Annotated in this window: 26 protein-coding genes; 17 read left to right on the forward strand and 9 right to left on the reverse strand. The window is 68.6% G+C overall.

The genetic code is table 11. The features are described from left to right. Positions 1–77 precede the first annotated feature (77 nt). Both ABEA10_RS51100 and ABEA10_RS12725 read left to right on the forward strand, forming a co-directional pair. On the forward strand, positions 78–434 hold the full coding sequence (locus tag ABEA10_RS51100; RefSeq protein WP_425550897.1) for a helix-turn-helix domain-containing protein: 357 nt from the start codon (positions 78–80) through the stop codon (positions 432–434). A 93-nt stretch (positions 435–527) separates the two neighbouring features. After that, complete coding sequence (locus tag ABEA10_RS12725) at positions 528–1,529, forward strand: RNase H family protein (RefSeq protein WP_345462140.1); 1,002 nt, start codon at positions 528–530, stop codon at positions 1,527–1,529. A gap of 35 nt (positions 1,530–1,564) precedes the next feature. Here ABEA10_RS12725 and ABEA10_RS12730 read toward each other — a convergent pair whose 3' ends face one another. Next, entirely contained in the window at positions 1,565–2,119 is a 555-nt protein-coding gene (locus ABEA10_RS12730; protein WP_345462143.1) for a GNAT family N-acetyltransferase, read from the reverse strand. Positions 2,120–2,136: 17 nt separating this feature from the next. Then, complete coding sequence (locus ABEA10_RS12735; protein WP_345462146.1) at positions 2,137–3,432, reverse strand: helix-turn-helix transcriptional regulator; 1,296 nt, start codon at positions 3,430–3,432, stop codon at positions 2,137–2,139. Between the two features lie 340 nt (positions 3,433–3,772). On the opposite strand from ABEA10_RS12735, the gene ABEA10_RS12740 reads away from it, so the two are divergent. The 6 genes from ABEA10_RS12740 to ABEA10_RS12765 all read left to right on the forward strand — a co-directional run bounded on the left by ABEA10_RS12740 (position 3,773) and on the right by ABEA10_RS12765 (position 9,226). Beyond that, on the forward strand, positions 3,773–4,804 hold the full coding sequence (locus ABEA10_RS12740; protein ID WP_345462149.1) for a hypothetical protein: 1,032 nt from the start codon (positions 3,773–3,775) through the stop codon (positions 4,802–4,804). Beyond that, positions 4,804–5,823: a thymidylate synthase gene (locus ABEA10_RS12745; RefSeq protein WP_345462152.1), complete on the forward strand. Its 1,020-nt coding sequence runs from the start codon at positions 4,804–4,806 to the stop codon at positions 5,821–5,823. The genes ABEA10_RS12740 and ABEA10_RS12745 overlap by 1 nt, the downstream gene beginning before the upstream one ends. Beyond that, positions 5,820–6,371, forward strand: coding sequence for a nucleoside-diphosphate kinase (locus ABEA10_RS12750; RefSeq protein ID WP_345462155.1), 552 nt, complete (start codon positions 5,820–5,822; stop codon positions 6,369–6,371). The genes ABEA10_RS12745 and ABEA10_RS12750 overlap by 4 nt, the downstream gene beginning before the upstream one ends. A 35-nt stretch (positions 6,372–6,406) precedes the next feature. Further along, positions 6,407–7,612, forward strand: a complete 1,206-nt coding sequence (locus tag ABEA10_RS12755) for a hypothetical protein (protein ID WP_345462158.1) — start codon at positions 6,407–6,409, stop codon at positions 7,610–7,612. A gap of 29 nt (positions 7,613–7,641) precedes the next feature. After that, positions 7,642–8,295, forward strand: coding sequence for a 3'-5' exonuclease (locus tag ABEA10_RS12760; protein WP_345462161.1), 654 nt, complete (start codon positions 7,642–7,644; stop codon positions 8,293–8,295). Positions 8,296–8,395: 100 nt separating this feature from the next. Then, positions 8,396–9,226, forward strand: a complete 831-nt coding sequence (locus tag ABEA10_RS12765; protein ID WP_345462164.1) for an IS5 family transposase — start codon at positions 8,396–8,398, stop codon at positions 9,224–9,226. On the opposite strand, the gene ABEA10_RS12770 is transcribed toward ABEA10_RS12765, so the two are convergent. Then, complete coding sequence (locus ABEA10_RS12770) at positions 9,118–11,043, reverse strand: recombinase family protein (protein WP_345462167.1); 1,926 nt, start codon at positions 11,041–11,043, stop codon at positions 9,118–9,120. The two genes, ABEA10_RS12765 and ABEA10_RS12770, sit on opposite strands and share 109 nt — an antisense overlap. A 616-nt stretch (positions 11,044–11,659) precedes the next feature. Between ABEA10_RS12770 and ABEA10_RS12775 the strand changes: the two genes are divergently transcribed. The 3 genes from ABEA10_RS12775 (at position 11,660) to ABEA10_RS12785 (ending at position 14,792) form a co-directional block, all read left to right on the forward strand. Then, positions 11,660–12,187 carry a hypothetical protein gene (locus tag ABEA10_RS12775; protein ID WP_345462170.1) on the forward strand — a complete coding sequence of 176 codons (528 nt, stop codon included), beginning with the start codon at positions 11,660–11,662 and terminating at the stop codon, positions 12,185–12,187. 410 nt (positions 12,188–12,597) lie between these two features. Further along, a complete protein-coding gene (locus tag ABEA10_RS12780) occupies positions 12,598–13,608 on the forward strand; it encodes a WxL protein peptidoglycan domain-containing protein (protein ID WP_345462173.1) in 1,011 nt (336 codons plus the stop codon). Positions 13,609–14,345: 737 nt separating this feature from the next. Next, on the forward strand, positions 14,346–14,792 hold the full coding sequence (locus ABEA10_RS12785) for a hypothetical protein (RefSeq protein ID WP_345462176.1): 447 nt from the start codon (positions 14,346–14,348) through the stop codon (positions 14,790–14,792). A 338-nt stretch (positions 14,793–15,130) separates the two neighbouring features. On the opposite strand, the gene ABEA10_RS12790 is transcribed toward ABEA10_RS12785, so the two are convergent. From ABEA10_RS12790 to ABEA10_RS12810, 5 genes are all read right to left on the reverse strand, one after another. Beyond that, positions 15,131–17,779 carry a bifunctional acetate--CoA ligase family protein/GNAT family N-acetyltransferase gene (locus ABEA10_RS12790; RefSeq protein WP_345462179.1) on the reverse strand — a complete coding sequence of 883 codons (2,649 nt, stop codon included), beginning with the start codon at positions 17,777–17,779 and terminating at the stop codon, positions 15,131–15,133. Between the two features lie 138 nt (positions 17,780–17,917). Next, positions 17,918–18,340, reverse strand: coding sequence for an Hsp20/alpha crystallin family protein (locus ABEA10_RS12795; RefSeq protein WP_345462181.1), 423 nt, complete (start codon positions 18,338–18,340; stop codon positions 17,918–17,920). Positions 18,341–18,496: 156 nt separating this feature from the next. Then, positions 18,497–19,477 (reverse strand): Acg family FMN-binding oxidoreductase, encoded by a 981-nt coding sequence (locus tag ABEA10_RS12800; protein ID WP_345462183.1) that lies wholly within the window; start codon positions 19,475–19,477, stop codon positions 18,497–18,499. Beyond that, a complete protein-coding gene (locus tag ABEA10_RS12805; RefSeq protein ID WP_345462186.1) occupies positions 19,474–20,385 on the reverse strand; it encodes a universal stress protein in 912 nt (303 codons plus the stop codon). Before ABEA10_RS12805 ends, ABEA10_RS12800 begins: the two co-directional genes overlap by 4 nt. Next, positions 20,375–20,800, reverse strand: coding sequence for a universal stress protein (locus tag ABEA10_RS12810; protein WP_345462189.1), 426 nt, complete (start codon positions 20,798–20,800; stop codon positions 20,375–20,377). Before ABEA10_RS12810 ends, ABEA10_RS12805 begins: the two co-directional genes overlap by 11 nt. A gap of 267 nt (positions 20,801–21,067) precedes the next feature. Here ABEA10_RS12810 and ABEA10_RS12815 point away from each other — a divergent pair, with 267 nt between their 5' ends. The 5 genes from ABEA10_RS12815 to ABEA10_RS12835 are packed head-to-tail and all read left to right on the forward strand — an operon-like array spanning position 21,068 to position 24,835. Next, positions 21,068–21,547: a cyclic nucleotide-binding domain-containing protein gene (locus tag ABEA10_RS12815; RefSeq protein WP_345462192.1), complete on the forward strand. Its 480-nt coding sequence runs from the start codon at positions 21,068–21,070 to the stop codon at positions 21,545–21,547. Between the two features lie 5 nt (positions 21,548–21,552). Further along, positions 21,553–22,347, forward strand: coding sequence for an FAD/NAD(P)-binding protein (locus ABEA10_RS12820; RefSeq protein WP_345462230.1), 795 nt, complete (start codon positions 21,553–21,555; stop codon positions 22,345–22,347). A 13-nt stretch (positions 22,348–22,360) separates the two neighbouring features. Continuing rightward, positions 22,361–23,119, forward strand: coding sequence for an NADH-quinone oxidoreductase subunit B family protein (locus ABEA10_RS12825; RefSeq protein ID WP_329248997.1), 759 nt, complete (start codon positions 22,361–22,363; stop codon positions 23,117–23,119). Then, complete coding sequence (locus ABEA10_RS12830) at positions 23,106–24,398, forward strand: Ni/Fe hydrogenase subunit alpha (RefSeq protein WP_345462197.1); 1,293 nt, start codon at positions 23,106–23,108, stop codon at positions 24,396–24,398. The genes ABEA10_RS12825 and ABEA10_RS12830 overlap by 14 nt, the downstream gene beginning before the upstream one ends. Continuing rightward, a complete protein-coding gene (locus ABEA10_RS12835; protein ID WP_345462199.1) occupies positions 24,395–24,835 on the forward strand; it encodes a hydrogenase maturation protease in 441 nt (146 codons plus the stop codon). The genes ABEA10_RS12830 and ABEA10_RS12835 overlap by 4 nt, the downstream gene beginning before the upstream one ends. Here the strand turns inward: ABEA10_RS12835 and ABEA10_RS12840 are convergent. After that, positions 24,832–25,269, reverse strand: coding sequence for a pyridoxamine 5'-phosphate oxidase family protein (locus ABEA10_RS12840; RefSeq protein ID WP_345462201.1), 438 nt, complete (start codon positions 25,267–25,269; stop codon positions 24,832–24,834). The two genes, ABEA10_RS12835 and ABEA10_RS12840, sit on opposite strands and share 4 nt — an antisense overlap. A 238-nt stretch (positions 25,270–25,507) precedes the next feature. Here ABEA10_RS12840 and ABEA10_RS12845 point away from each other — a divergent pair. Next, the coding region (locus ABEA10_RS12845) for a ferritin family protein (RefSeq protein ID WP_345462204.1) at positions 25,508–25,901 on the forward strand (394 nt) is incomplete at its 3' end.

The raw sequence follows: 25,901 nt of genomic DNA on the forward strand, positions 1-25,901 counted from the left end.
CGCCGCCGAAGCCCCCGTACGGCGCGTCCCGGGGAAGCGAGACGGCTCAGGGCCGGGCGCTGACAAAGAAAGACATCATGCTCGCCCAAGAACCCAGTGACCTGCTCAAACCGCGCGAAGCCGCCGAACTCTTCGGCGTCCGCACGACGACCATCGCCCGCTGGGCCCGCGAAGGGAAACTGACGCCGCTTCGCACCCCGGGCGGCCACCGCCGCTACAGCCGAACCGCGATACGGGCGCTACTGGCCGATAACCCTGAGTCCAGCGCGGACTGGCAACAAATGACGGAAGACGCGGTCCGGCTTTATGAGCAGGGGTGGAGCATTCGGCAGGTAGCGGACCAGTTCGAGTGCAGCTACGGCGCCATGCGCCGCATCCTGATGACCCGCGTCACGTTCCGCAACCGCGGCGGCACCTACCCCACCACCGAGTAGCCGGGGGTGTCGATAATGCCTGATCCAGGGCAGAGTCTCGGCGAACCTGTGCCGTCCTGGCGGACTGAACAGGCCCCGTCTCTGAGTGCTGCCGTGGTCGCCGCAGCGACCGCTGACCCCGACGTCACCGACGAGGTTCTCGCCGAAAAGCTCGGCATTCCGCCGAAAAAGGCTAGCCAGCTCTTGTGGTTCGCTCGCCGCTACGGTCGGGTCCCGCCCACCTCGGAGGACCCCGATCGGGGACTGCGTGCGGCCGCCGTCGCCATCTTCACGCGTGCTCCGGACAGTTCCAATCAGACGATCGCGGACGAGCTTGGCATCGGTAAGCGTCGCGTCTATGGACTGCTCCGTACCGCTGAACTCCTTGGCGAAGTCCCGCCCGGCATGCGCGCTCGCATGGATCAGCGAAGCGACTGCGGGTTACCGCTCGCCTTCGTATGGACGGACGGATCGGCGCCCGGAGGGAACCGTCACGGTCCCGCCGCGTGGGCGGCCATCATCCGATGGGGAGCCGGCCCGAACGCGGAAATACGGAAGCTGGGCGGACGGCTGTCAAAACCCAACATCGCTCGGGCTGAACTGGCGGCCGCAATACACGCCCTACGAGCGCTCGATCAGCCCGCATGTGTCACCATGCACTGCGACCACGAAGCCCTCGTCGACGGCGCCACCGCGCGAGCAGCGCCACGCGCCCACCGCGACCTGTGGAACGAGCTACGGGAGGTCTCCGCGAGCCATCACGTCACCTGGGTCTGGGTCCGCGCGCACCATACAAGCCGAGGAAATCGAGCCGCAGACTCACTCGCTCGTGCCGTCCGGAAAGGCTCTCGACTCGACGAAAGCTGGCGCGAGGACCTACGGGCCGGGCGGGTGGCGAACGCCGTGAACCACCTCGTCCACAGCGGCCGGTTAAAAACTCTCGCATGGGAGTTCTCCACGGTCGGGCCCCTCCACCGCCCGACACACATCGCCACCGCGGCGACCGTCGACGGCGACACCGGGGAGTCCCTCACCGTCACCGGCACAGGTGGCTCAAAAGCCGCAGCCAAAACAGACGTACTCGCGCGCCTGATCGCAGCTCTCCACCTCGAGTGACCCACACAGCGGAAGATGGCGGGGACGCCGCACGCCTATGTCTGCGGCAGCGGAAGGATCAGCACATCCATCAGCGGGGCATAGGGCATGGCGGGACGCAGTTCGGCCGCCTTGCGCCAGCCCCACCTTGTGTACCTCCGGTAGGCGTTCTCGTTCTCGGGCTGTACGAGCAGGGTCGCTCGCTGCTCCCTTCGAGGTGCGAGCAACTCGTCGTGGAGCGCGCGGCCGACGCCCTGACCGGCATATCGAGGGCGCACCATCAACTCACTGAACGCGAACGTGCGCGTCCCGTCTTCATCGGTGAACCCCGGTTCGACCTCCCCGGCCAGGCCAGTCCACCAGGCACTGTTCGGGCCGAGGGGCCAGCCCCACGCCTGCCCGGCCGGCTCGCCATCCATGAACGCTACGACCAGCTCGAAATCCTTGGCAGTGGTGTACGCGTCGAAACGCTGCATCGGCGCGTCGCCGGACTCGAACGGATCACCACTTGCGATCTCCTCGGCGAAGGCCTCGCGGTAGATCAGCCAGACCGTGTCTCTGATGGCTTGGGCCCCTGCGGCGTCATACCTGCGGAACGTCAGGTCGGGCATCGCGCCTCTCTTCACCATCAGGCGGCCAGCGCGCGCGTGGCCGCGTCGAAACGGACGCAGAACTCCTCATTGGAGGCTTGTTCGGCCGCGGCGCGCAGCGGGCGCAGCTCGGCGAGCGAACGCGCCGACATCATCTGTCCACCGATCATCGCGGGCAGGATCGCGGCCCCTTCACTGATGGCCAGACTCACATCGCCCTCGTTCAACAGCGCGTCGGCCAGCCGTGCACGGTAGAAGGCCTGGTCGCGTGCGGTTCGACCTCGGTCATCGAGCACCGTCCGGTAGAGCGTCACCGCTCGGCCGTCGGTCACCTGCCGCACGCGGCTGATCGCCTCGTACCCCGCGGCCTCGTATCCGGTGATCTCCGAATCGCTCACGTACAGGGCCCACGCCGGGTCAGTGGAATGGTCCCCACGCTCAAGCTCCCGGCGAGCCGTGGTGATCTGCGTCCGAAACGCGGGTTCGTCTCCGAGTTCAGCGTACGCGAGCGCCCGCCGCAGGGCGATCAACGCGTGCAGACGTGCTGACGGTTCATGCCGCGCGACCTCGGCGGCCCGATCCGCGAACCGCAGCGACTCGCGCGCGATCCCCCGCCGCCCCGTCATCCGTGCCAGGTACGTCGACTGCTGGGCGAGGTCTGTGTACACGAGCATCGTCAATACGGTGTCGCCAGAGCTTCCGGCCAGCAGTTCCGCCTCGCCGTACAGCTGCCGAGCGAGCTTCTGGTCGTTCCCGTCGTAGGCCGCCCAGCCGGCCGCCTCACCGAGTTCGGCCGTCACCGCCAGGAGCTGGCGGCCGACGCCGTCGGTGTAATCGGACTCGTCCAGCATCGCCCGGGACCGTCTGTACTGCCGCAGTGTCTCCTCCAGCGCCGCGCCCCCGCCCGCGTTTTGATGGCGGCGGCGGATCTGCGCCAAACTGGCGCGCAGATGGCGGACGTGTCCCTCGTTGACCCGAGCAGGCACAGGGCTCGATGGCAAGGCCGCACCGACGGTCAGAGCGGCCGCCATTGTGTTGAAAGACCGGCGATCCACCTCACGCCCTCCCGCAGATTCGTTGTCGCCCAGGACCGCACCGGGATCACCGAGAATCAGCGGCAACAGGTTCTCGCGAGGCATACCGACGGCGTCCGCGAACCGCAACAGCTCACGCACGTCATACAGTGTGTCCCGCCGGCCCCGTTCGATCAGGCTCACCGTCGACTGTGACCAGCCCTCGACGACGTTCGCGAGATCGAGCTGGGAAAGACCGGTCGCGGCACGCAGTATCGCCACCACGGCCCCGACATCAAGACGAGCCAGCGCCTGCCGCATCGGCTCCGAATCCCAAAGCCGCCTGGGAGCCGATATACCGACATCCCGCGACGCACGCAGACAGCTGGCACACAGTAAGTCCGAGCTGTACCTGCTCAAGGACGTCAAGCGACAAGACGGGCAGACCTGCTCACGGGCCATCCAGCGGCCCTCCATCTCAGCCGGCTTCCTCAACAACACGTTCTTACCGAAGCCACCGTAACCACGCCCCGCGGCACGGGCTATTCCAATGTGTCATGCCCGCCACAGCCGGTCCATGACAAACCGACGTTGGACGAACCCCGACCTCGCGCGAGCGTGTCGCCTGACAGCGTTCCTACGCCGACCAGGGAAGTGCGGCATGCGGATCGGTTTCAGCTTTTGGGGATTTCTCGGTTCGGGGATCATCGACACTCCTGATGGGGGGCGTTTTTGGCGTCGTCCGATCGTCGATGAGCTGATCGGGCTCGGGCACGAGGTCGTGCTTCTGCAGACCGATCGGGACCATACGGAGGCCGGTCAGGCGTTGCCGTACCGCTGGCATGCGGGGTTCCCTGCGGTAGACGTACTGATGTGTGAGTGGCGGTGGCCGCTCCCTGGACGCAACACCACCCCATGCGGCTCGGTCGGCCACACCTGCGACCTGCATCGACAGGCCGACTTGATCACGAGTTACTCCAACGCAGGTGTGCCGACACTCATCTGGGACACCGACCGGCAACTGCCCACCGATGTATCCCTACGGCAGCTGCGGAACGTCCTCGTGTGCGAACCTGGCTTGGCGCTGCCACCAGGGAGCGTCTCTCTGCCTACCCCTGTGCCCGACCGTCTTCTCGACGCTGCTGACCCTGCCGAGTTATCGGCGCGAGCGCGGAGGCTGGCGCTGGCCTACGTGGGGAACCAGTACGACCGCGACGGCGACTTCGACGCGTTCTTCGCACCGGCCGCCGCGCGATTCCCTCACCAGGTCGCGGGAAAGTGGACTCAGACCAGTCGGTGGCCGTGGGTGAACTTCACCGGACGTTGCTCCTTCTCCCAGACCCGCGCCGTGTATCTGACGGCCACCACAACCATCCTGCTCAACCGCGCCCGCTACTCCCGGGTCGGTCACGTCAGCCAGCGCCTTGGCGAGGCGGTGCTGGCGGGCTGTCTTCCGCTCACCCCGGCCAGCCTTGCGTGCGCCGACGTCTACACGCCTTCTGCCCTCCACGTGGCCGACGGTGCCGAGACCGTCGAACGCATCGCGTGGGCACAGCGGATCGTCGGCAGCCGCGAGCACGAGGAGCTGATCGAGGCCTGCCTGCTCCTTCTGGAGCCGTTCCGACTTTCGGCATGGGCGTGCCGGCTCACTCAACTCATGACGACCATCCCGACCGGATCGGAGCGCACCTGATGCACCCGCCCCGTTTCCCCGCCTTCACCGACGCCTACCGGGCCGTCCTGCACCAGCTCCACACCGGGGCCGAATACACCACCGCCTCCCGCGGCAACCGGTCCCGCGAGTGCCTGAACGTGGCCTTCACCCTCACCGACCCGCGACGGCGCACCCCGTACCTGAAGGCCCGTAGGCCCAACATCGTCTTCAACTACGCCGAAGCGTTGTGGTACCTGTCCGGCCGCGACGACCTGGCGATGATCGGCTACTACGCGCCCCGCCTGCGCTCGCTCTCACGCGACGGGCTCCACCTCACCGGCACCGCGTACGGACCACGGCTGTTCCGTTCCCCCGGCACCGACCGGCCCAGCCAGTGGGAACAGATCGTCGACCTGCTAGGGAACGACCCGGATTCCAAGCGGGCCGTCATAACCGTCATGCGACCAGATGAACTCACCGATCCCGACAACCCGGATGTGGCCTGCACCCTGTCCTTGCAGTTCCTGCTTCGGGACGGCCACCTGCACCTGGTGGTCGGTATGCGCGGCAACGACGCGATGATCGGGCTGGTCTGTGACGTGTTCTCCTTCACCCTCATCCAGGAGTTCACGGCCGTCCAGCTCGGTGCCCAGCTCGGCACCTACACGCACCAGGTGGCTTCGATGCACGTCAACGAGTCCGACCTGGCGCGCATGGACGTGATCTTGGCTGAGCCCGCACTCAGTGATCCGTTCCCCGGCTTTTCCTTGCCTGCCGACACCTCCTGGGACACGATCAGGCACGTCCTACGGTGGGAGTCCGAGCTCCGCACGAACCGGCGCCGCTTCGATCCTAAGGCCCGTCCGCCGGCCCCAGCGAGCTTGTACTGGCGCCAGATTCTCTTGCTGTTCGAGGTGTACCGGCAGATCATCCACCAGCCCGGCGAACCGATTGAGGCCGCGACGCTCGACGCCCTCACTCCCGCACACCGCTGGCTGGTGACCCAGCGCTGGCCCACTCGAGCCGACGCTGAGCCCGCCGAGAGCACGAGCCGATGACGACGCCCGCTACGCCACGAGATACGACACCTTTCGGTGTCGTCGACTGGGCGCAATGGACGGTGATCCTGCTCAAGCCCGACTGCCTTCGCCGCGGACTCGCCGACGCCGTGCTCCAGCGGGTCGGCCGCGTGGTCACCGTCTCGGCCGTCCGCAGTCTCATCCCAACGGAGGCGCAGGTCTTCGCCCACTACGACGACATGCTTCCACCCGAGGTCTCCCGCACTTTAGGACTCGACGTCCCCGCTGAGCTGCGCCGCATCTTCGTCGATAACCAGGTCATCGTCGCCCTCGGTCATGGTCATCAGGCCGCCGACCGGCTCAGAGCGGTCCTGGGCGGCACCGATCCCTCCCTCGCCGATCCGGACAGCATCCGCGGCCATTTCGGTGCCGACAACCTGGCCACGGCCCGAGCCGCGGGACGGCTGATCGACAACCTGATCCACACCTCCGACCACACCGGCGTCGTCGAACGCGACTTCACGATCTGGTACGGCGCCGCCAACCGGTACCTGCTCATCCCCACCACCGATCGGAGCCCGCAATGACCGATATCCCCACCGGCCCCCGCACACTCGCGTTAATGCCCGTCGACCAGCGCGCGGCGCTGGACCCGTACATGGCGCAGATCATCACTTACCGCAAGTCCGGGTTGTCGCTGAATCACATAATCGGCTGCCCACTGGACTGCGGCTACTGCGTCCGCCACTTCTGGGGCGACTTCGAGCACAAGACACCCCACCTGCTGTGCCCCACCGACCAGGCGATCGACATGCTCGTCGGCCACCAGACGTTCCGCCCGTCGATCACGCCGATCCAGCTGTTCAACAAGGCCACCGATCCGTTCCTGCCCGGCGTCAAACCCCACCTGTTCCACATCCTGCAAGCCCTGGACGACCGCGGCCTGGACAACCTGGTCCTGATCATCACCCGGTTCCGTGTGACGGCCGCCGACATGGCCAAGCTAGAGGGACTCCGGCACCTTCGCGTCACGCTCCTGTTCACCTACTCCGGCATCACCGACGCCCGCGTCGAACCGATCGCCAAGAGCACCGTCACCGTCTCCTCGCTCGTCACCGCCTGCGAGCACAAAAGCCGGACCAAGGTCGTGCTGTACTGGCGGCCGATCGTGCCCGGCTGGAATGACTCCCCCGAGACCATGCGCCGTGTCCTCGACGTCGGTGACGCCGCGGACGCGATCGTGTTCACCGGCTACTACCACAAGCCCGAAAACGCCGCCTACCTGCACGCCCAAGGCGTCGACGTGCCCTACGACGCCGCCGACTTCCACCGCCGCAAGACGATGCCTGCCGAGCTGGACGCTCGCGTCATCGACGCCTGGCGCGCCTCCGGGGTCACCACACCACTGTTCCGTAAGACTTCGTGCGGCGTCTCCTACGCCCACGACCTGCCCGACTACAACGGCCACTGGGGAGTCCGCGAGCTGTGCGACATCTGCCCCGTCGCCCAGCAGAACCTGTGCGCAGCCGACCACCATGTACCGAGCTGCTCGGATTTCGAACAGGTCTTGCAGGGCTTCGGCTACTCCAGCCCCTATCTCATCGACGCCGAGGGCGGCCATGTCTGGACACACGGGCTCGGCGAACAGCGGCGCTACCCCATCCAGCACACCTTCCGGCACCAGATCTGGGAACTGGACCAACCGCACTACCTGCACGCCCACGGCCGCTCTCTCACCGGCCACGGCCCAACCGACGAAGAACGACAACGCCTCGCCGCGATACGCGAGCGCTTCACCATCACGACACGCTTTGATGAAGACGACTGATCTCTGACCTACTTGAGAGGCGGGCGAGCGTGGCTGACGGTGCCTTGTGGACGCACGCGCCCCTGGTCGCGCTCGACCTGGAAGGCACAGGGGCGCAAGACCGCGATGCCGAGGCCATCCTGGAGATCGCTCTCATCCCCATCACGGCCGGCCGCCCGTCTCCAGACGGCGCCTATACGACCCTCATCAATCCCGGCAGACGCATTCGGCAGCGTCCGTGGATCTCACCCGGGCTGACCAATTCCGCGCTCGCCGCAGCACCGCGGCTCTCCGACGTCGAGCCCCTGCTCCACCAGCGCCTGTCCGCCAAGATCCTCGTCGGACACAACATCGCCGTGGACTGGCGACTCCTGCACCGCCGCTGCCCGACCATCAAGCCCTCTGGCCTGATCGACACACTGCGCCTCGCCCGCCACCTCCACCCCGGCCTACGGGAGAAAAGCCTCACTGCGTTGATCGAGCGCTATGCACTCACCGATCGCGTCACCGACCTGGCACCTGGCAGCCGCCCCCATCGCGCCCTGTGGGACGCCACCGCAGCAGCTCTGCTACTCACCGCACTGGTCAACGACCTACCCAACAGTGCGGCCTTAGGCCTGAACGAACTACGACACGTATCCGGGCTCCCAATGCAAGACGATCCCCAACCGCCCGACGCGGCCGAGCAGCTCCCCCTGTTGTGAGAGGGCGGTTCGCGAGTGAATGTCCGAACTGCGTAGCGTGATCGTGTAAATTTGTAGCGTTATGGCAGATCGGCGGGTTTGGGCGTGCTGGGATGGCGGGGTGAGCGAGCGCAAGCGGTACCCGAGCGACTTATCCGACGAACGGTGGGCGTTGATCGAGCCGGTGATCACGGCGTGGAAGGCCGCGCACCCGTCGGTCAGCGGCCATCAGGGTGGCTATGCGATGCGGGAGATCGTCAACGCCATCCTGTACCAGAGCCGTGCCGGCTGCCAGTGGGACTATCTGCCGCACGACCTGCCGCCCCGCAGCGCGATGTACTACTACTTCGCCAAGTGGCGCGATGACGGCACCGACCAGACGATCCACGATCTGCTGCGATGGCAGACGCGGGAGAAACGCCGGCGATTAGCCGACCCGAGCCTGGTGGTGCTGGACACCCAAAGCGTGCACGCGGCGGCCGGGGTCCCGGCGTCCACGACCGGCAGGGACGCGGGCAAGCGGGTGCCCGGACGCAAGCGGGGACTTGCCGTGGATGTGCTGGGCCTGGTCGTCGCGGTGGTGGCACTGGCCGCCTCGGCACACGAGAACACCGCTGGGATCGCGCTGTTGGACCGGGTCGCCGCGCAGACCGGTACCGTGCAAAAGGCGCTGGTGGACCAGGGGTTCAAGAACGCGGTCCTCGCCCACGGCGCCAGGCTCGGCATCGACGTGGAGATCGTCGAGCGCAACCCGGCGGATAAGGGGTTCGTCCCGCAGTCCAAGCGGTGGGTGGTTGAGCAGACCTACGGCATTTTGGCCCTGCATCGCCGCTTGGTCCGCGACTACGAGCACCGTCCCGCCAGTTCCGAATCGCGGGTGTACTGGGCGATGAGCGATGTGATGGCCCGGCGGCTGACCAGCACTTCAACCCCAACCTGGCGCGGCGCATGAACGGGCAGGACCCGGCCAGGCCACTGCTGGACAAGATCGACGCACGCGAGGCGGCCCTGGCCCGTGAGGCCGAGCAGACCCGTGCCCAGATCGACGAACTGGCCGCTAGGCTCCGCGAACTCGACGAGGCGATCGATCATCTGCGGATCACCCGCAAGACCCTCCTCGCGCTCGCCGACGAGGACGCCACCGAACCAGCCACCCCGCCCACGCTGCCCGATCATCCCGCCTACCAGCAGATCCTGACCGTCTTCGCCGACGTCGGCCAGCCCATGCGGGCCCGCGACCTGTGCCAGGCGATGGACATGCCCATCGTCTCCAAGAACACCGAGAACATCCGCTCCAAGCTCAAACGCCTGGTCAACCGCGGCATCCTCATCGAGACAGAGCCGGGATTGTTCACACAGCCGCGCCCGTAGCCCGGCAGCGAGCCTCCGACCAGCCCGCCTTACGCAACCCCAACGACGGAAAGGACATTCATTCGCGAAACGCCCTCTCAGGTGGGGCAGGATCCGGTCTTCACGGATGTAGAGGTTTTTCGGCCGGTCCGGATCCGTCTTGGACGCGCTGTTGTGGCCGTGCCGGCAGCGGTAGGCGGCCCGGTTGTTCGCCCAGCAGGACTCCGTGCGGCGCCCGCAGATCCCGCAGCGCAGTAACCCGGCGAGTCGGTAGCACCGGTCCGGGTTGGGGTTACCGCGTGGGGCGCGGATGTTCTGGGCCGTGATGAAGTCGGCCTCGCTGACGAGCGCTGGATGGGCGGGCCGGGTGGAGATGACCCAGCCATCAGGCAGGTTCCATCGCTGCACCTGCCGGTGCCCGAGCCCGGTGTTGGCCGGGTCGATCAGGTCATGAGCGGTGGGCTGCCGGTTCCAGACCTGCCGGCCGGTGTAGCGCGGGTTTGCCAGGATCGTCCGCACGGTGGTCAGCGGCCAAGCTCGCGCGGACCTGTGCGTATTCCGTTCTGGATCGGCCGCCGACGGGCAGGGGATTCCGATCTCGTTTAACGCCCGCGCGATCCGGGCGACGCTATGTCCGGCCAGCCGCTGAGCGAATATCCACTTCACGATCGACGCGGTATCAGGATCCGGTTCGAGCCGATGCGCTCGGCGCCCCCAGGCGGCATGCGCCCGGTTCGGATGCGGGCCCGCATCCACCAGGCGGTAGCCGTAGGGAGGACGGCCTCCTTGGTACCGGCCCTGCTCGCGAACTTGGGTTGCCATCGCGGCGCTCACCCGGATCCGCGTCCGGGCGATCTCCCGCTTCGACTGGATACCCAATCCGATCATCAGCTGCTCATGCCCCTCGGCCTCAAAGTCGACCTGGCCGCCAACCTCGGGCATCCATAGCTGGACGCCGTAATGCTTGAATAGCGGCGCCATCAGGCTGAACTGGTTTCCGTAAAACGCCCGTTCGTACTCCCCCACCACGATCGCGTCGAAATCGCGATCAGGATCAGCCATCGCCGCCACCAACGCCGCAGCCTCCGGCCTGCGCGCCCACGGCAGCACCCGGCTCTGCCCCGCATCGAAGAACTCAGCCACGATGCGGCCGTGCCCGCGGACGAGTGCAGCGGCCTGATCCTGCTGTCGCGCCCGCGACGTCACCGGATCTTGATGATCTTCCGTCGATACCCGCCCGTAGAACGCGAAACGCAGCCCACCCTTTCGGGGCACCATCGGGTGATCGGCGAACCGCTCAGCCCAGGCCAGGAGCGTGTCACCCGCATCCTGTGCCGCCCCCGCCAGTGGGCTTGGCACCCACGCAGCCATAACTCGCAGCCTCTCGCCGAACCCGATACAACTCTGCGATTCCAGCATCTACGAAGGACGAAGCATATATATGACAACGACAGAATTACCTACTGCACCTAATTGCCACCCGCACTCACTGATACATAAATTGCCATTTACCAGCGCTTATCATATTTCCTGTCGCCCGCCAGCCATTAAGGCGAACCGGCTTGTGGGGGGCGATTTCGCCCCGCGCCGCCCCGCCGGCCTGGCACGATCATTACCGGCACAACCTCCGGGAAGGAAGTCCGCGGTGACGATCGAACCCGCCGATCCAGACGAGCGGGAGCTGGCCGAGCTGCCGCCTGATGCCGACCGCGGCGATGACCGGGTCTGGGTTACAGAGGACTACGAGTGGATCGCCTGAGCCCTCGGCCGCTCCCGGCGGCAATCGGAGAGGATTCGCGTGTCGCACATCGACAATCGCCTGACTACTGATAGTGATGTTATGATCACGCCGCGTAGTTGATCAGTGGTGTCCCAGCGGGGACGTCACGCGGCAGATGGATGATGCTAAATGCGGCATTTCTCTCACGCGCTGGGCGCGGTCGTCCTTGTCGTTGCGGGGTCTGCTGCTCTGCTGTCAGGCAGAGCAAGCGCCGCCCCGTGTGCGCCTGGCTCGCCGACCAGTACCAATTGCACGTTGACCGCGACGGCCAGCTTGACCGCAGGCACGTTGACGCTGGCGGCGCCGGCGTCACTGGCCTGGTCCACGACGTTGAACGGCCTCAATCAGAGCCTGGTCGACACGACGGCCGCCGACCAGGAGTACACGGTCAATGACGCCACCGGTAGCGGGGCAGGCTGGCACGTCACGACGTCCGCCACGACCTTCACCAACGGAAGTCACACCTTCCCGGACAGCGGCACGTTCGTGACGAATGGCAGCACCAGTTCGATCACTGGCACTACGGCGCCAACGGCCACCTGTAGTGGGAGTTGTACGCTGCCGACCAATTCGATCACCTACCCCGTGGCCATCACCACGGCGGCATCGACGCCCACCCCGGTCACCATCTACAACGCCGCCGCGGCGTCCGGGCTTGGGCAGGTGGTCATCGGGGGCAGTACGGCGGCCAACCCGGTCGGCTGGTGGGTGAACATTCCGGCCAGTGCGTCGGCCGGTTCGTACACTTCTACGGTCACGATGGCGATCATCTCCGGGCCCTGAGTCCGGCGCCGGCGGTCCGCGTGCCCGCACCGCGGGGTAACGGTGGGCTCTTCGCGGTCGTGAGGACGGTGCCACCCGGCAACGGGCGGCGCCGTCTCCCACGCGAGCACGATACCCACCCGCACGGCACCCGCGACCGCCGGTTACCAGACCTTGCGATCACACACGGCACGATCGGGCCGGCCGCCCGGCGGCCCAACCACACTGATGTCCCGGCACACCGCGACCGATCCCGTCCGCCACCACGTCGTACACGCAGGCGCGTCCTGGCCAGCGCCCACACCTGCAACCGGACGGTGCCCATCAGACCGGGACCGGTCAACGAGGCCCAGTCAACGCCACCGGAGGTCATCGGCTTGACAGCATCACCGGCCCGACGTCAGGGCGTACCGCATGCCGCCATCGGCCTCGTGAGCATCGCCGCGCTCGCGCTCGCCGCCGCAGGCACGGCCGTCCCGGCGCGTGCAGGTGGCAGCGTGGGGGGCGGCTCGTTCGGCCTCACACCAACCTCGACCTCCACCGGCCGGCCGCGCTCATACTTCAACCTGACCGTGCCGCCCGGAAAAACGGCCCGGGACACCGCGATCATCAGCAACACCGGATCCCGGACCCAGCGCCTGAAGATCACCATCTCCCAGGGCGTCACCGCGGCCAATTCCGGTTCCGCATACCAGAACACGCCCGGCGGTTGCACCGGGGCCAGTTGCTGGGTGACCGGGCTTCCCACCGCCATCACTCTGGCCCACGGTGAACGCAGGGCCTTGCGGTTCCGGATCGCCGTTCCGGCCGATGCCCAGCCGGCGCAATACCTCACCGGCATAACCGCCGAGTCCCTCACACCATCCAGCGCGGTCGCAGCCGGCTCGAACGGGCAGGCATCAGCCAAAGTGAACATCGTCAGGCAGGTCACCGCCGGTGTCGCGATCACCGTCGGCGCACTCACGCAGATGAAGACCGCCCTGGCGGTCGCACCGGTCTCAGCCGAATGGATCGGGCACACCCCCCGCCTGCTCATCCCGGTACACAATCCCGGCCAGACGTTCGTCAAGGCGAAGGGAACCATCTCCTGCCGAGTCCACGACAGACCCCACGCCTACGACGTCATCATGCAAACGGTCCTGCCCGGCACCAACGCGGTCCTCCCGATCAACGCCCCGGGCCTGAGCGGCGAATCGATACCGTGCAAGGTCCGGCTGCGTGAGAGCACCGGCCCCGCGGCCCTGTGGTCCGGCACCGTGACCCTGCCCTCCCGGACCCAAAAGAAGATCATCCATACCGGCAACGGCGCATACACGACACTCCCGGACAACACCATCCCATTCTGGGCGATCGCGCTCATCGTGCTCGGAGCACTGATCCTCACCGCCCTGCTGGTGCTACTCGTCCTCCAGCGAAAACACCGGCAGCGCGCTTCGAGCTAGCCCAGTGGGCTGACAACCAGACTCGGCTCGACCCCCAGATACCGGATCGCTCAAGCGCTGATCAAGAGTTGCCAGACGCGTGTTCTGGCGGTTTGGCGTTGGTGCCCACCGAGCAACATGTGATCACTATCCGCCGTGCGCGGCCCAGGAGCCCGGGCCGAGAGGGGACCGAGTTGCCCAGACGAAGCACACATCGGACCCTGTTGGCCTGATCGGTCTTACCGATGACCCGACCGGACCCGCCTCATTCGTCGACCAGCGCTGCGGAGCGGACAGCCTTTGGATGCCAGCAGTATCAGTTACCCCTCGTCAGGGCCGGTAACACGGTGATCTGCTCAGTAGCCTGAACCAGCCGGGCCTGCCCGTTGATCCTGGTCCTCATGCGGCCCTTCACTCTGAACCCATGCGCGGGCTGTACGCGATCATATCCGCAGGTTGAGTCCAGCGGGTACCAAGCAAGAAATGACCTCGCAGTTCCTGCGCTCACTGGCCGGTCCGGCTGCACCCCTTCACCTGTGACCCGGTCTTTCTCTCCGCTCCACCATGTTTGAGCAGAAATGAGGGCACTTCAGGAATCATGAAACTTCCTCCTCGTCGCCGATGTCTCCGCCGTCGTCGGACGTAGCCATCGCGGCGAACGCTCGTCGGCCAGGGCCTTACGGATCGCCATCACACTAGTTACTTAGAGTGATACTGTTCGGGGCGATCACTCAGAGTAGTCAATGAAGGGGCAGTCTGTGATCTTCCACTTTCGTATCGGCGCCATCGCCGCCGCGCTGACCCTGAGCGCGGGATCGGTCGTTCCCGCGCCGTCCGCGTCCGCCGCCGTCGGGCTGGCTCTCGACGGTCTCAAGTGCCTTGTCGACCAACACATCTGCTTCGCTAGCGGGACTGTGAACGCGACCCGGCCCGGGCACACCGAGAACCTGACCACGACGGTCGCCCCGGCAAACGGCGGTGCCGACATCGGCAGCGGGTCAGTGCAGCAGGCAGGCAACGGCGGGAACGAGAAATTCACCACCGCGATCAAGACGACCCCCGCGGCTCCCATCACCGCCGGAGAGAGAATCAAGATCACTGCAACCGACGTAGAGACCTCAGGACCGCGACAGATCGACAAGGCAACAACGAGCAGAAACATGACCTGCCAAGCGCACAAGGACCACACCATCACCTGCGCATAGGCGCGTGTCCCCCGCGCCGCCGCCCTCGCGCCCGGCGGCGCCTCTCCGACCGCCAGCAGCCCCGACGTCAGGCATGGCCGGGGACTCGTGGACAGCCTGTACGCCGACGCCGCACGCCTCGGCGAACTGCGAGCGAGGGTCAGAGATCTCGTGATCGTCGAAGCTACAACGTGAGAGGCGCCATCTTCGGCTTCGGCGTTTCCCGCGTAACGAGCCCGACCGGTAATCTGGCAGGTCCGGAGACCGCCTCGGGCGCGAGTTCGGCAGAGGGCAGGAATGGCGCGGCGTGACCGAGGAGGATCGCCGCGGTGTCCCGGCCAGTGCGCGCCGCGGGGAAGTCAACGGAGACGCCGCAGGTGCGGATCCCAACGGCGGTGTGGCAGGACGCGAATCCGGGCGTCGACGGCGGTGACGCCGTCTGGGCGGGCGATGAGCGGGTTGATGTCGACCTCTGCGATTTCCGCGTGATCGTCGGCGAGACGCGACAGACGCAGCAAAGCGTCTTCCAGCGCCGCCGTGTCGACGGCGGGGGCGCCGCGGTGGCCGAGGAGAAGCGGCGCTGCGCGGATCGAGCGGATCAGCTCGGTGGCGTCCAGGTCGGTCAGCGGGGTAAGTCGCGCGGAGCGGTCCCCGAGTACGTCGGTGGTCACGCCGCCGAGGCCGAAGACGATGAGCGGGCCGAACAGGGGTTCCTGGACGACGCCGCACAGGACCTCCACGCCCGTGCGGGCCATCCGCTGGACGAGCACGCCGCAGAGCCGGTCGTCGAACAGGTGCGCGAACCGCGCGTAGGCCTGCCGTACGTCCTGTTCGCCGCGCAGGTCCAGCTCGACGGCGCCCGCATCGCTCTTGTGCACGAGTCCGGGAACGTGGGCCTTGAGCGCGACGTGGCCGCCGAGTTCGGCTGCGGCGCGTACGGCCTCGTCGGCCGAGGCGGCCCAGCGCCAGTCGATGACCGGTACGCCGTAGGCGGTCAGCACGTCCATGCACGCGGCCGGTGAGAGCCAGTCGCCCTCCGGTGATTCGGCGAGCGCATCCTGGATAATCCGGGCCACCGGAGCCGCCGCGACGTCCGTCAGGCCGGGCTCGCGTCCCTGGGGACGGGCGAGCCATCGGCTGTAGGACCAGGCGCGGGCGATGGCACGCGCGGCGTGTTCGGGGAAGGCGTAGGACGGGACGCGACGCCCGCCGGGCCCCGGCCGGGCGCACACGGTCTCGTGCTGGCCGAGGACGACGGCCGCCAGGGGACGCGTGGCGCACCCGGTGGTGATCGCGGAGGCGAGGTCGGAGACCGCCGTGGGCACCACAATGGCGATCACCGCGTCCACGTGCGGGTCGGCGGCGACGATGTCCAGGCAGCGTGTGAACCGTCCGGGATCGATGGCCGCGGTGGTGTCGACCGGTCCGGCGCAGGCGGCTCCCGGTGGGAGCAGGCGCGTCAGCTCCCGTACGGTCGCGTCGCCGAGGGCCGCGGCGGTCAGTCCCGCGTCGGCGCAGGCGTCGGCGGCCAGGACTCCGGCGCCGCCCGCGTTCGAGACGACCGCGACGCGGGGGCCGGCCGGCAGCGGCTGGTGGGCGAGCAGCGTGGCGGTGTCCAGGAGTTCGCCGAGGCCTGAGGCGGCGATGACGCCGGCCTGCTGGAACAGCGCCTCCTGCGTGACGGCGGGGGTGGCCGCCGCGGCGGTGTGGGAGGCGGCCGCCCGATGCCCGGCGGCGGAGCGTCCCGCGACGACAGTGAGCAGCGGCATCCGGCGTCCGAGGCGCCGGGCGGTCCGGGAGAACTTGCGCGGGTTGCCGAAGGATTCCAGGTACAGGACGCCCAGCCGGGTGGCGGGGTCTGACTCCCACCACAGCAGCAGGTCGTTGCTGCTGACGTCGTACTTGTCGCCGGTCGAGACGAAGGTCGATACGCCGATGTCCAGGCGCGACAGGTGGTCGCGCAGGGCGATGCCGATGCCGCCCGACTGGACGACAACCCCGGCGCCGCCCGCGCGGGCTGCCCGCGCGGCGAACGTCGCCTCGAGCCGTACGGCGGTGTTGGCGATGCCGAAGCAGTTGGGTCCCACCAGCCGCATCCCGTACCGGTGGCAGATCGCGGGCAACGCGCGCCCGTGAACGCCAGAGGTGATTACTACGAGCGAGCGCACACCGCGGCGCCCGCATTCTTCGGCGACGTCGGCGACCGCCTCCGGTGGCACCGCGATCACCGCGAGGTCGGGGCTCTCGGGCAGCGCGGACACCGAGGGAAAGCACGCGGCACCTGCCAGTTCCTTCCCTGCCCTCGGGTTGACCGCGTAGACCGGTCCGCCGAAACCGCCGGCGAGAAGGTTGCGAAGAATCGCGCCGCCGGCGGATCCGGTCCGGCGTCCGGCTCCCACGACCGCCACGGAGGCCGGGCGCAGCAGGTGACGCAGGCTTTCGATGTCGGCGTGCCGTTCGCGTTCGGCGACGGCATCAAGGTAGGTCCCGTTCCCGGTGAGGGGGATCGTCACCTCGATGACCCCGTTCGCGGTGCGACGGTCGACCGGTAGGCCGGCGCAGGCGAACACCTTCAGCATCGGGACGTTCCGAGGGAGGGTCTCGGCGCGGAACGCGACGAGACCCCGCGAGCGGGCCAGCGACACGAGATGCTCCAACAGCAGGGTGCCCACCCCGCGATTGTGCATCCGGTCAGCGACGGCGAGCGCGATCTCGGCTTCGCCGGGCTGCGCGGTGCGGTCGTACTCGGCCACGCCGATGAGTTCGCCGGCGAGCCAGGCGCCGAGCACCGCGTGATCGGGGTCGGGTTCCCGGCACAGGCGCGCCGCCACCTCGTCGGCGATCCGTGGGCTGATTCCGAAGAACCGGAGGTAGAGGTTATCCGGTGACATGTCGCGATGGAGGTTGTGAACGGCGTCGAGGTCGGTCGAGCGCACCTCGCGGATCGCCACCGCCGTGCCGTCCGTGAGCAGCGCGTAGACCCCCTCCGGAGCCACAGGATCCGCCATGTCTCCCAGCATCGGACGGCAGCTGTGCACAGGCAGCGGGCCGAGGTCATTCCCGCAAAGGACCTTCGGTCCGTCTCCCGACACCGGGGTCACGAACGCCGTCGTGGACCGGAACGGACGTTCGCGCCCCGCCGGGAGTCAGCTTTCGATGGGCACGCGCCGGGTGGTCTCCTTCTGCTCCGCGAACGGCATCGTGATGGTCACGATGCCCTTGTCGTAGGTGGCCTTGATCTCGTCTTCCTTGATGTTGTCCGGCAGCCGGATGTGCCGCTCATAAGAGCCGTACCGGAACTCGGAGTGGCGGCGTCCCTCCCGCGACTCATGGCGTTCGGCGTGAAGCGTCAACACGTCGCGGGACACACTGATCTCCAGGTCCTTCTCCGGATCGATGCCGGGCATCTCGGCTCGGACGACGTACCGGTCGTCCTCGACGGCGTCCTCCACCCGGATGACCTGACCGGTCTGGCCGGTGAACGGCCGCAGCGCTGTGAGCGGCATCTCGAACAGGTCGAACAGGTCAGGGAACATCCCCCTCGCCTCTCTGCGGGCCGGCACACTCATCGTCTCCTCCTCAGCTCGCCTGCACCTCCCATTCCGCCCGATGGCCGGCGCGCGGTGTAGAGGCGGCCTTCCTGCGGCTGGGGGGACTTCTGTCCCGACGCCCCCGGTGTCTCACACGCTGCGGCGGCCCCTACGTCCATCGGTGAACCGACCGGTTCACGGCTCGGGCCGAAGGAGCTCCTCGGGAGGACGCCGTACGCTCCGGCTCTCCCCCTCGGCGATGCCCAGGCGCATGATCGTCTGTGGGTGTCCGCCGTCGCAGAAGTGCGTGCGGATGAAGTCGCGTAGCTCCGGGATCTCCAGTGCCTGGGTGTGGAAGGCGGCGGAGACGTCGTTCTCGGCGGCGCGCAGCAGTACGTGTTGTAGCGCCTGTCCGGCCTGGAGCCACGCGGCGCGTTCGTCGGTTCTCGTCGTCAGGAGAGCCACCAAACCTGGCGCGCCATGTCGTTCGTCTTCGGTGAGGCCCCAGCCGCGGCCGCGGGCGAAGTCGCGCTGGGCGAAATGAGGGTCGGTGCGTGCGGGGTCACGCGGGTAGGCGTCTTCGTGTACACCGTCTCGCCGGCGGCTGCCCGGGCGCGGCGCCCAGCGGGCCATTTCGAGGCAGTAGTCCGGGTTCTGGCGCAGCATCTGCTCGGCGACCTCGGTGAGGGCACCGAGCGCGATGCGCGCCCTCGGGTCCGCGACGACGCGGAGGGTGGCGTTCTCGTCGAGGGCGCAGGTACGCAGCGCCTGCAACAGGCCGGCCGGCAGGCCTTCGGGACGGAAGCCGCCGCGGTGGGTGCGGCGGCGCCGGATCTGGTCGTACATCCGGTTCTCGTCCTCCTCGCACGGCCGGGCCGGGCCCAGGCTCACGTCGGCGATCAGTCCGGGGCGTTCGGGGTCGGAGGCCGTTTGCACCTGCGGATCGTGGCCGAGGCGGCGGACCGCGAGGCGCAGGGTGCACAGCGCGGCGCCGCAGCTGATCAGCATCTCCCGGCCGTCGGGGTCGGCCACGTTCAGCCGCCGGTCGGGATCGGCGTGCAGGGTCACCGTCGAGCCTCGCGTGCCGAACCACCAGGGCTGGGTGTTGTGCACCGACGGCGCCCACGCCGCGGCGTCGACGAGGAAGTACGCGGTATCCGCGTCGGTGATGTTCACGGTTCCTCCTGCCGGGAGGCGGAGCGCACCACGGCCACGGGGCAGTTCGCGGAGTACAGCACCGCGTGGCTCACCGAGCCGAGCAGCAGACCGGGGAAGCCCCCGCGCCCGCGTGAGCCGACCACGAGGAGGTCCGAACGCGCCGAGGCACCCGCCAGGATCCGCGCCGGGCGGCCGTGCACCGCCTCACCGCACACCTCCACGTCCGGGAACTCGGCCCGCCAGGCCGCCAGGAACTCGCCCAGCTCACGGCCCTTCTCCTCGCCGAGGACCGCGGGGTCGTAGACCAGCGGCCGCATGTCGCCCGGCCCCGCCGAGCCGGGATGCGGCCAGGCATGGATCGCGTGGAGGCGCGCCTTCCGCAGGGCCGCCTCCTCGAACGCGAAGCGGATGGCCGGTCCCTCCGTCTCACTCCCGTCGACCCCCAGGGTGATCTCCTGCCACGAGACGTCCTCCACCTCGCGTACGACCACGGCGGGTACCGGCGCGTGCGTGACGACCTGCAGAGCCGTGGAGCCGATCGCCAGCCGGGCGGCCAGGCCGGTCCCGTGCGAGCCGACCACGACAAGAGCGGCGGTACGCGCCCGCTCCAACAGGACCCGAGCGGGCGAGCCGGCCTCGAGCTCGCTCTCCACGAGCAGGCCGGGAGCACGTTCGCGGGCGGCGGAGACGGCGGTCTCCAGCGCGGCCCGGCCCCGCATGATCACATCGCCGGGCACTACCCCGGACCCAGGGTCGATCGGCGTGCCGTACAGCCAGGGAACGGTGTGGACGATGTGCACGGTGAAGTCACGGCGTGCCGCCTCGTCGGCGGCCCACTCGACCGCGCACATACCGCGGTCTGACCCGTCCGTTCCCACGACGACCATGTTTCCGACCGGGGCGGACGGCCGGTCCCTAGTCGTCATCGGCGGGCTCGTTCTCACAGACGACGACCTCGCAGGGAGCGCCGGACAGGACCGCGGGCACGGTCGTGCCGCCGAGCGGCCGGCCGTGCCGGGAGTTCACCCGTGCCCGGATGACCAGCAGTTCGGCATGTTCCGCGATGCGGCACAGCTCCGTGCTCGTGTCACCTCGGGCGATCCGCAACCGGGTGGAGACGTGCTGAACGCGCGGAAGGAGTCGCGCGACCTCCCTGCGCAACCGTAGCCAGGACGCCGGAGTGTGCCGGAGCCCGCCCGGCCGAGGAATAACGCGGACGACGTCGAGCCGCGCGTGCCGGCGGCGTGCCTCCGCCGCCGCCCGTCGCAGTGCCACCGTGGAGTTCGGTGAGCCGTCGTAGCCGACGGCCACATACCTGGGTCCCGGGATGATGATCCGCATCAATGACCTCCCCCATTCGCAACACTCCCTCCCGTCGCGGCCCGGTCGTGAGTGTCGAACGGCCTCTGGCCATAGGACCTTCGCCCCGTTCGGGAACCGCGCCGCACCGGTCACGCTGAGCAGGGGGGATGGCTATGCCGTGGATGCTGGACGGACTCGCCGATCCGCATCGCGCTCTGCGTGCGGGCGAGCACGCGAAACGCTCCTCCGACTGTGCCGGATGTAGCCGCTGCATCATGTGGTGTCCCGTCGGGCGGGAGACACAGGGTGGCTGAACGTCCGTCCGGATCTCTTCTCGCCGCCAACGGATTCTTCCGGGGCATGCCGGCCCACTACCTGGACGGGCTGGCGGCCGTGGCCCGCACCGAGTGCCTACGTGCCGGTCACCGTCTGTTCGACGAGGGCGGTCCGGCGGACCGGTTCTGGCTGATCCGGTCCGGTCGCGTCGTGCTCGATCTCCATGCGCCCGCCCGCGGCGACTTGATCATCGAGTCGCTCGGACCCGGGTCGGTGCTGGGCTGGTCGTGGCTGTTCCCGCCCTACGAATGGAGGTTCGGGGCCGTCGCGGCGGAGCCGGTCAACGCCATCGCGTTCGACGCCGCGGCGGTACGGGTCCGGTGCGCCGCCGATCCCGCGCTCGGGTACGAGCTGACCCGCCGGTTCGCCGCGGTCATGCTCGACCGGCTGCAGAACACCCGCATGCGTCTCCTCGACCTGTACGGCGCGCCGGCCGGAGGCGCCTGGTGACCGCGATGGCGCCGACGCCGTACCGGGTGATGTCCCGGCGGGTGGAGACCCACGATGTGGCGACTCTCACCCTCGAACCGTGCGGCGCGGCGATCGCGCCGGTCCGGCCCGGGCAGTTCACCATGCTGTACGCCTTCGGCGTCGGGGAGGCGCCCATCTCGGTCAGCCGCACCGGGCCGCTCCTCGAACAGACCATCCGCGACGTTGGCGCGGTCAGCCACGCCCTGCACGAGGCCGGGCCTGGACAGATGGTCGGCGTCCGCGGTCCCCTCGGGGTCGGCTGGGGCGTCGAGGAGGCCGCCGGCCGCGACGTCGTCTTCGCCGCAGGCGGCATCGGGCTGGCCCCGCTGCGATCCGCGCTGCTGTACGCCTTGGAGCACCGTGACTCCTACGGCGACATCGCGCTCCTCATCGGTGCCCGTACGCCCGGGGACCTGCTGTACGCCGCCGAGATCGCGGACTGGCGCAGGCGAGGGGTCCGGGTCGAGGTGACCGTCGACCGGGCGTACTCGGGCTGGGACGGGCACGTCGGCCTGATCACCACGCTCGTCGGCCGGCTTGACGCCGCGCCGGCGAACGCCGTGGCGTTCGTCTGCGGACCGGAGATCATGATGCGCCTCACCGCACGCGAGCTCCTCGCCCGGGGGATCGATGACATCCGGATCTCCCTGGAGCGCAACATGCGCTGTGGAATCGGCTGGTGCGGGCACTGCCAGCTCGGCCCGTGGCTGCTCTGCCGCGACGGCCCGGTCGTGTCCTATGGCGACGCCGCGCCGCTGCTGGGAGTGAAGGAACTCTAGAAAGGAGCCGGCGGTGTCTCCGAAGCTCGCCGTGTGGAAGTTCGCCTCGTGCGACGGCTGCCAGCTCAGCCTCCTCGACTGCGAGGACGAGCTGCTGACGCTCGCCGGCGAAGTGGAGATCTCCCACTTCCTGGAGGCCTCCGCCATGACCGCGCCCGGACCGTACGACGTGTCGCTGGTGGAAGGATCGATCTCCACGCCCGCCGACGCCGAACGCATCAAGCACGTCCGGCGCGTGTCCCGGAGACTGGTGACGATCGGAGCGTGCGCCACCGCGGGTGGCATCCAGGCGCTGCGAAACTACGCCGACACCGAGGAGTACCGCTCGGTCGTCTACGCCAAGCCGGAGTACGTCGCCACTCTTGCCGGCTCCACGCCGATCTCCGCGCACGTCCCGGTCGACTTCGAGCTGCGCGGCTGCCCCATCGATCGAAGTCAGCTGCTGGAGGTGATCTCGGCCTACCTCGCCGGCCGCAAGCCCGGTATCCCCTCCCACCCGGTCTGCTTCGAGTGCAAGATGCGTGGCACCGTCTGCGTGATGGTCGCCCACGGCACGCCGTGCCTCGGCCCGGTGACCCACACCGGCTGCGGCGCCATCTGCCCGGCGTACGGGCGCGGCTGCTATGGCTGCTTCGGCCCCGCGACCAGGCCGAACATGGGTTCGTTGAAGACGTGGCTGGGCAATATCGGCATGTCACGCCCAGAGGTGGACCGGGTGTTCTCCACCTTCAACGTCGCCGCGTTCGAGGAGCAGACCGATGACCCACCGTGAGCGCACCTTACGGGTGGGCGCCCTGGCCCGGGTCGAGGGACAGGGCGCGATGTACGTACGGGCTCGTGACGGCCGGGTCGAGGAGGTCCGGCTCGACATCTACGAGCCGCCCCGGTTCTTCGAGGCCTTCCTGCGCGGCCGCGCCCACACCGAACCGCCCGACATCACCGCCCGGATCTGCGGAATCTGCCCGGTCGCGTACCAGATGAGCGCGTGCCGGGCCATCGAGGCCGCCTGCGGCGTCACCGTGAGCGAACCCCTGGAGGCACTGCGGCGCCTGCTGTACTGCGGTGAGTGGATCGAGAGCCACACCCTGCACATCTACCTGCTCCACGCCCCGGACTTCCTCGGTTACCCCGGCGCCGTGGAGATGGCACGGGACCACCGGCAGGTCCTCGAACGCGGTCTGGCCCTGAAGAAGGCCGGAAACACGATCATGGAGCTGATCGGCGGCCGGCCCATCCATCCGATCAACGTCCGGGTCGGCGGCTTCTACCGCGCGCCCACCCGAGCCGAACTCACCGCGCTGACCGAGCCCCTGCGCCGTGCCCTCGACCACGCCCTCGCCACGGTCGAGTGGGTGGCCGGCTTCGCCATGCCCGAAGACCGGCTCGAGCATGAGTTCCTCGCCCTGACCGCCGACGTCTACCCGATCGAAGGCGGTGTCCCGCGCACCACCGGCGGGCGAACGTTCGAGGTCGCCGACTTCGAAGACCACATCATCGAGGAACAGGTGCCCCACTCGACGGCCCTGCACGCCCGCCTCGCCGGAGGCGGTCGTTACCTGACCGGCCCGCTGGCGCGTTACGCGCTCAACCGAGACAGGCTGTCGCCGCTCGCCCGTGACGCCGCACGCACGGCGGGCCTCGGACAGGTGTGCCGCAATCCGTTCCAGAGCATCGTCGTACGCGCCGTCGAGGTCGTCTACGCGGTCGAGGAGGCGCTACGGCTCATCGAGGCGTACCGGCCGCCGCCCGGACCGTTCGTCGCCGTACCACCGCGCGCGGGCATCGGGCACGGGGCGACGGAGGCTCCGCGAGGCGTGCTGTTCCACCGCTACGAACTCGACCCCGCCGGCGTGATCGGCTCGGCGCGCATCGTCCCGCCGACCTCACAGAACCAGGCGGCGATCGAAGACGACATGCGCGCCGTGGTCCAGGCGCGCCTCGAACTGGACGACGATGCGCTGACCGCGGTGTGCGAACGGGCGATCCGCAACTACGACCCCTGCATCTCCTGCGCGACGCACTTCCTCGACCTGACCGTGGAGCGCTCGTGATCGTCATCGGAGTCGGCAACGAACTCCGCCGCGACGACGGCGCCGGTCCGGCCGTCGTCGACGAGCTGCGGAGCCGGCCGCTGGAGGGGGCGACCCTCGCGGTCTCCGACGGAGAGCCGAGCCGCCTCCTCGATCTGTGGGCCGGGGCGGACCTCGCCGTCGTGGTCGACGCCGTTCCGTCCACCGACGAGCCCGGCCGTGTCCGCGAACTCGACGCCGTGAGCGGTGCCGTGTCGGACACGAGCAGCCACGCTCTGGGCCTCGGCGTCGCGACACGGCTGGGGGAGGCCCTCGGCCGGATGCCCGCCACGATGCGGATCTACCTCATCGAGGGCACCGATTTCGGCTTCGGACCCGGCCTGAGCCCGCCGGTCGTCCGGGCCGTATCCGAGGTCGCCGACCGCATCACGGCACTCAGCCGCGAAACTCGCCGCTAAAGAAATCCCTGTTCGATCGAGACGCCTCCGCCGTGCAGCGGAAGCCGGTATCCGCTCACGCGTTCGAGATGGAGGCGGATCACGTACGGCTTGGGACGCCGGTCCCAAGGCATCGACCGCTGCCCGGCGGCCGGATCCGTCTCCGCCGCGAGCTCAGCATGGCCGACCACCAGCACGCTCCATCCGGAGCGCAGCGCCGGCTCAAGATCGTCGGCTTCGAACGAGATCGACCGGCCGCTGCGCACGGCGTCCAGCTTTCCTCCGGTGGCGGTGCTGAAAACGATGTCCTCACCGGCAAGGGCGAAGTTCACCGGTACAACGGTGACGTCCCCGTCGTCGGTCGCCCACGCGACGCGCCCGATGTCCACGGAACGCAGCAGCGAAAGGCAGGCGTCACGGTCGAGCATCCCCTGCGTGTCTCGCTCGCCGACCATGCCGTCTCCCACGCTGAGTGGTCCACTCCCCACGGTAGTGACCAGGCGTGGCTCTCTGGCGGGCGACCGGGCGCCGCGGGAGTGGACGAAAGTCATCTGAGGCCGGGCCCTTTCGCCCCCATGGTCGGGAGCTGTGACTTCTATCCCTTGCGTATCACCGAGGTCAGGTTGGGAGGTGACAGAGCGGAGGAAGACGCCCCAGGTCATGAGGCCGGGCGTGGCATTGCGAGGAGGCACCATGACGAGCCTGCCGACGCGGTTCCTGCTGGGCAGTACGGTGGCCGCCGCACTGAGTGTCCCGCTTTACGGGGCCTTCGCCGCGGCCGCAACGGGCAGCGCGAGCGCTGCTGTGGTCACCCGTACGCCGAGCCCCCAGACACGCGCCGATCTGGCGAAGGCCATGCGGGGCGAGGCTTTCGCGAACGTCTCGTACCGGCTGTACGCCGACCAGGCCCGGCGGGAGGGGCTGGGGTCGGTGGCCGACCTGTTCGAGCGGACGGCCGCGACCGAGCGGGACGAGCACTTCGCCGAGAGCGCGGCGATGGCCGGTCTGGTCGGGAACGACGCGGCGAACCTGCGGGCCGCCATCTCCGGCGAGCACTACGAGGCCAACACGATGTATCCCAAGTTCG

This window comes from Actinoallomurus oryzae, assembly GCF_039541955.1.
Taxonomy (GTDB): Bacteria; Actinomycetota; Actinomycetes; order Streptosporangiales; family Streptosporangiaceae; genus Actinoallomurus; species Actinoallomurus oryzae.

What these genes read in the sequence shown, in the direction of transcription:
- ABEA10_RS51100 (WP_425550897.1), top strand. Translation starts at nt 78, where the DNA reads ATGCTCGCCCAAGAACCCAGTGACCTGCTCAAACCGCGCGAAGCCGCC.
- ABEA10_RS12730 (WP_345462143.1), bottom strand. Translation starts at nt 2,119, where the DNA reads ATGCCCGACCTGACGTTCCGCAGGTATGACGCCGCAGGGGCCCAAGCC.
- ABEA10_RS12735 (WP_345462146.1), bottom strand. Translation starts at nt 3,432, where the DNA reads ATGCGGCAGGCGCTGGCTCGTCTTGATGTCGGGGCCGTGGTGGCGATA.
- ABEA10_RS12740 (WP_345462149.1), top strand. Translation starts at nt 3,773, where the DNA reads ATGCGGATCGGTTTCAGCTTTTGGGGATTTCTCGGTTCGGGGATCATC.
- ABEA10_RS12745 (WP_345462152.1), top strand. Translation starts at nt 4,804, where the DNA reads ATGCACCCGCCCCGTTTCCCCGCCTTCACCGACGCCTACCGGGCCGTC.
- ABEA10_RS12750 (WP_345462155.1), top strand. Translation starts at nt 5,820, where the DNA reads ATGACGACGCCCGCTACGCCACGAGATACGACACCTTTCGGTGTCGTC.
- ABEA10_RS12755 (WP_345462158.1), top strand. Translation starts at nt 6,407, where the DNA reads ATGCCCGTCGACCAGCGCGCGGCGCTGGACCCGTACATGGCGCAGATC.
- ABEA10_RS12770 (WP_345462167.1), bottom strand. Translation starts at nt 11,043, where the DNA reads ATGCTGGAATCGCAGAGTTGTATCGGGTTCGGCGAGAGGCTGCGAGTT.
- ABEA10_RS12790 (WP_345462179.1), bottom strand. Translation starts at nt 17,779, where the DNA reads ATGGCGGATCCTGTGGCTCCGGAGGGGGTCTACGCGCTGCTCACGGAC.
- ABEA10_RS12795 (WP_345462181.1), bottom strand. Translation starts at nt 18,340, where the DNA reads ATGAGTGTGCCGGCCCGCAGAGAGGCGAGGGGGATGTTCCCTGACCTG.
- ABEA10_RS12805 (WP_345462186.1), bottom strand. Translation starts at nt 20,385, where the DNA reads ATGACGACTAGGGACCGGCCGTCCGCCCCGGTCGGAAACATGGTCGTC.
- ABEA10_RS12810 (WP_345462189.1), bottom strand. Translation starts at nt 20,800, where the DNA reads ATGCGGATCATCATCCCGGGACCCAGGTATGTGGCCGTCGGCTACGAC.
- ABEA10_RS12820 (WP_345462230.1), top strand. Translation starts at nt 21,553, where the DNA reads ATGGCGCCGACGCCGTACCGGGTGATGTCCCGGCGGGTGGAGACCCAC.
- ABEA10_RS12830 (WP_345462197.1), top strand. Translation starts at nt 23,106, where the DNA reads ATGACCCACCGTGAGCGCACCTTACGGGTGGGCGCCCTGGCCCGGGTC.
- ABEA10_RS12840 (WP_345462201.1), bottom strand. Translation starts at nt 25,269, where the DNA reads ATGGTCGGCGAGCGAGACACGCAGGGGATGCTCGACCGTGACGCCTGC.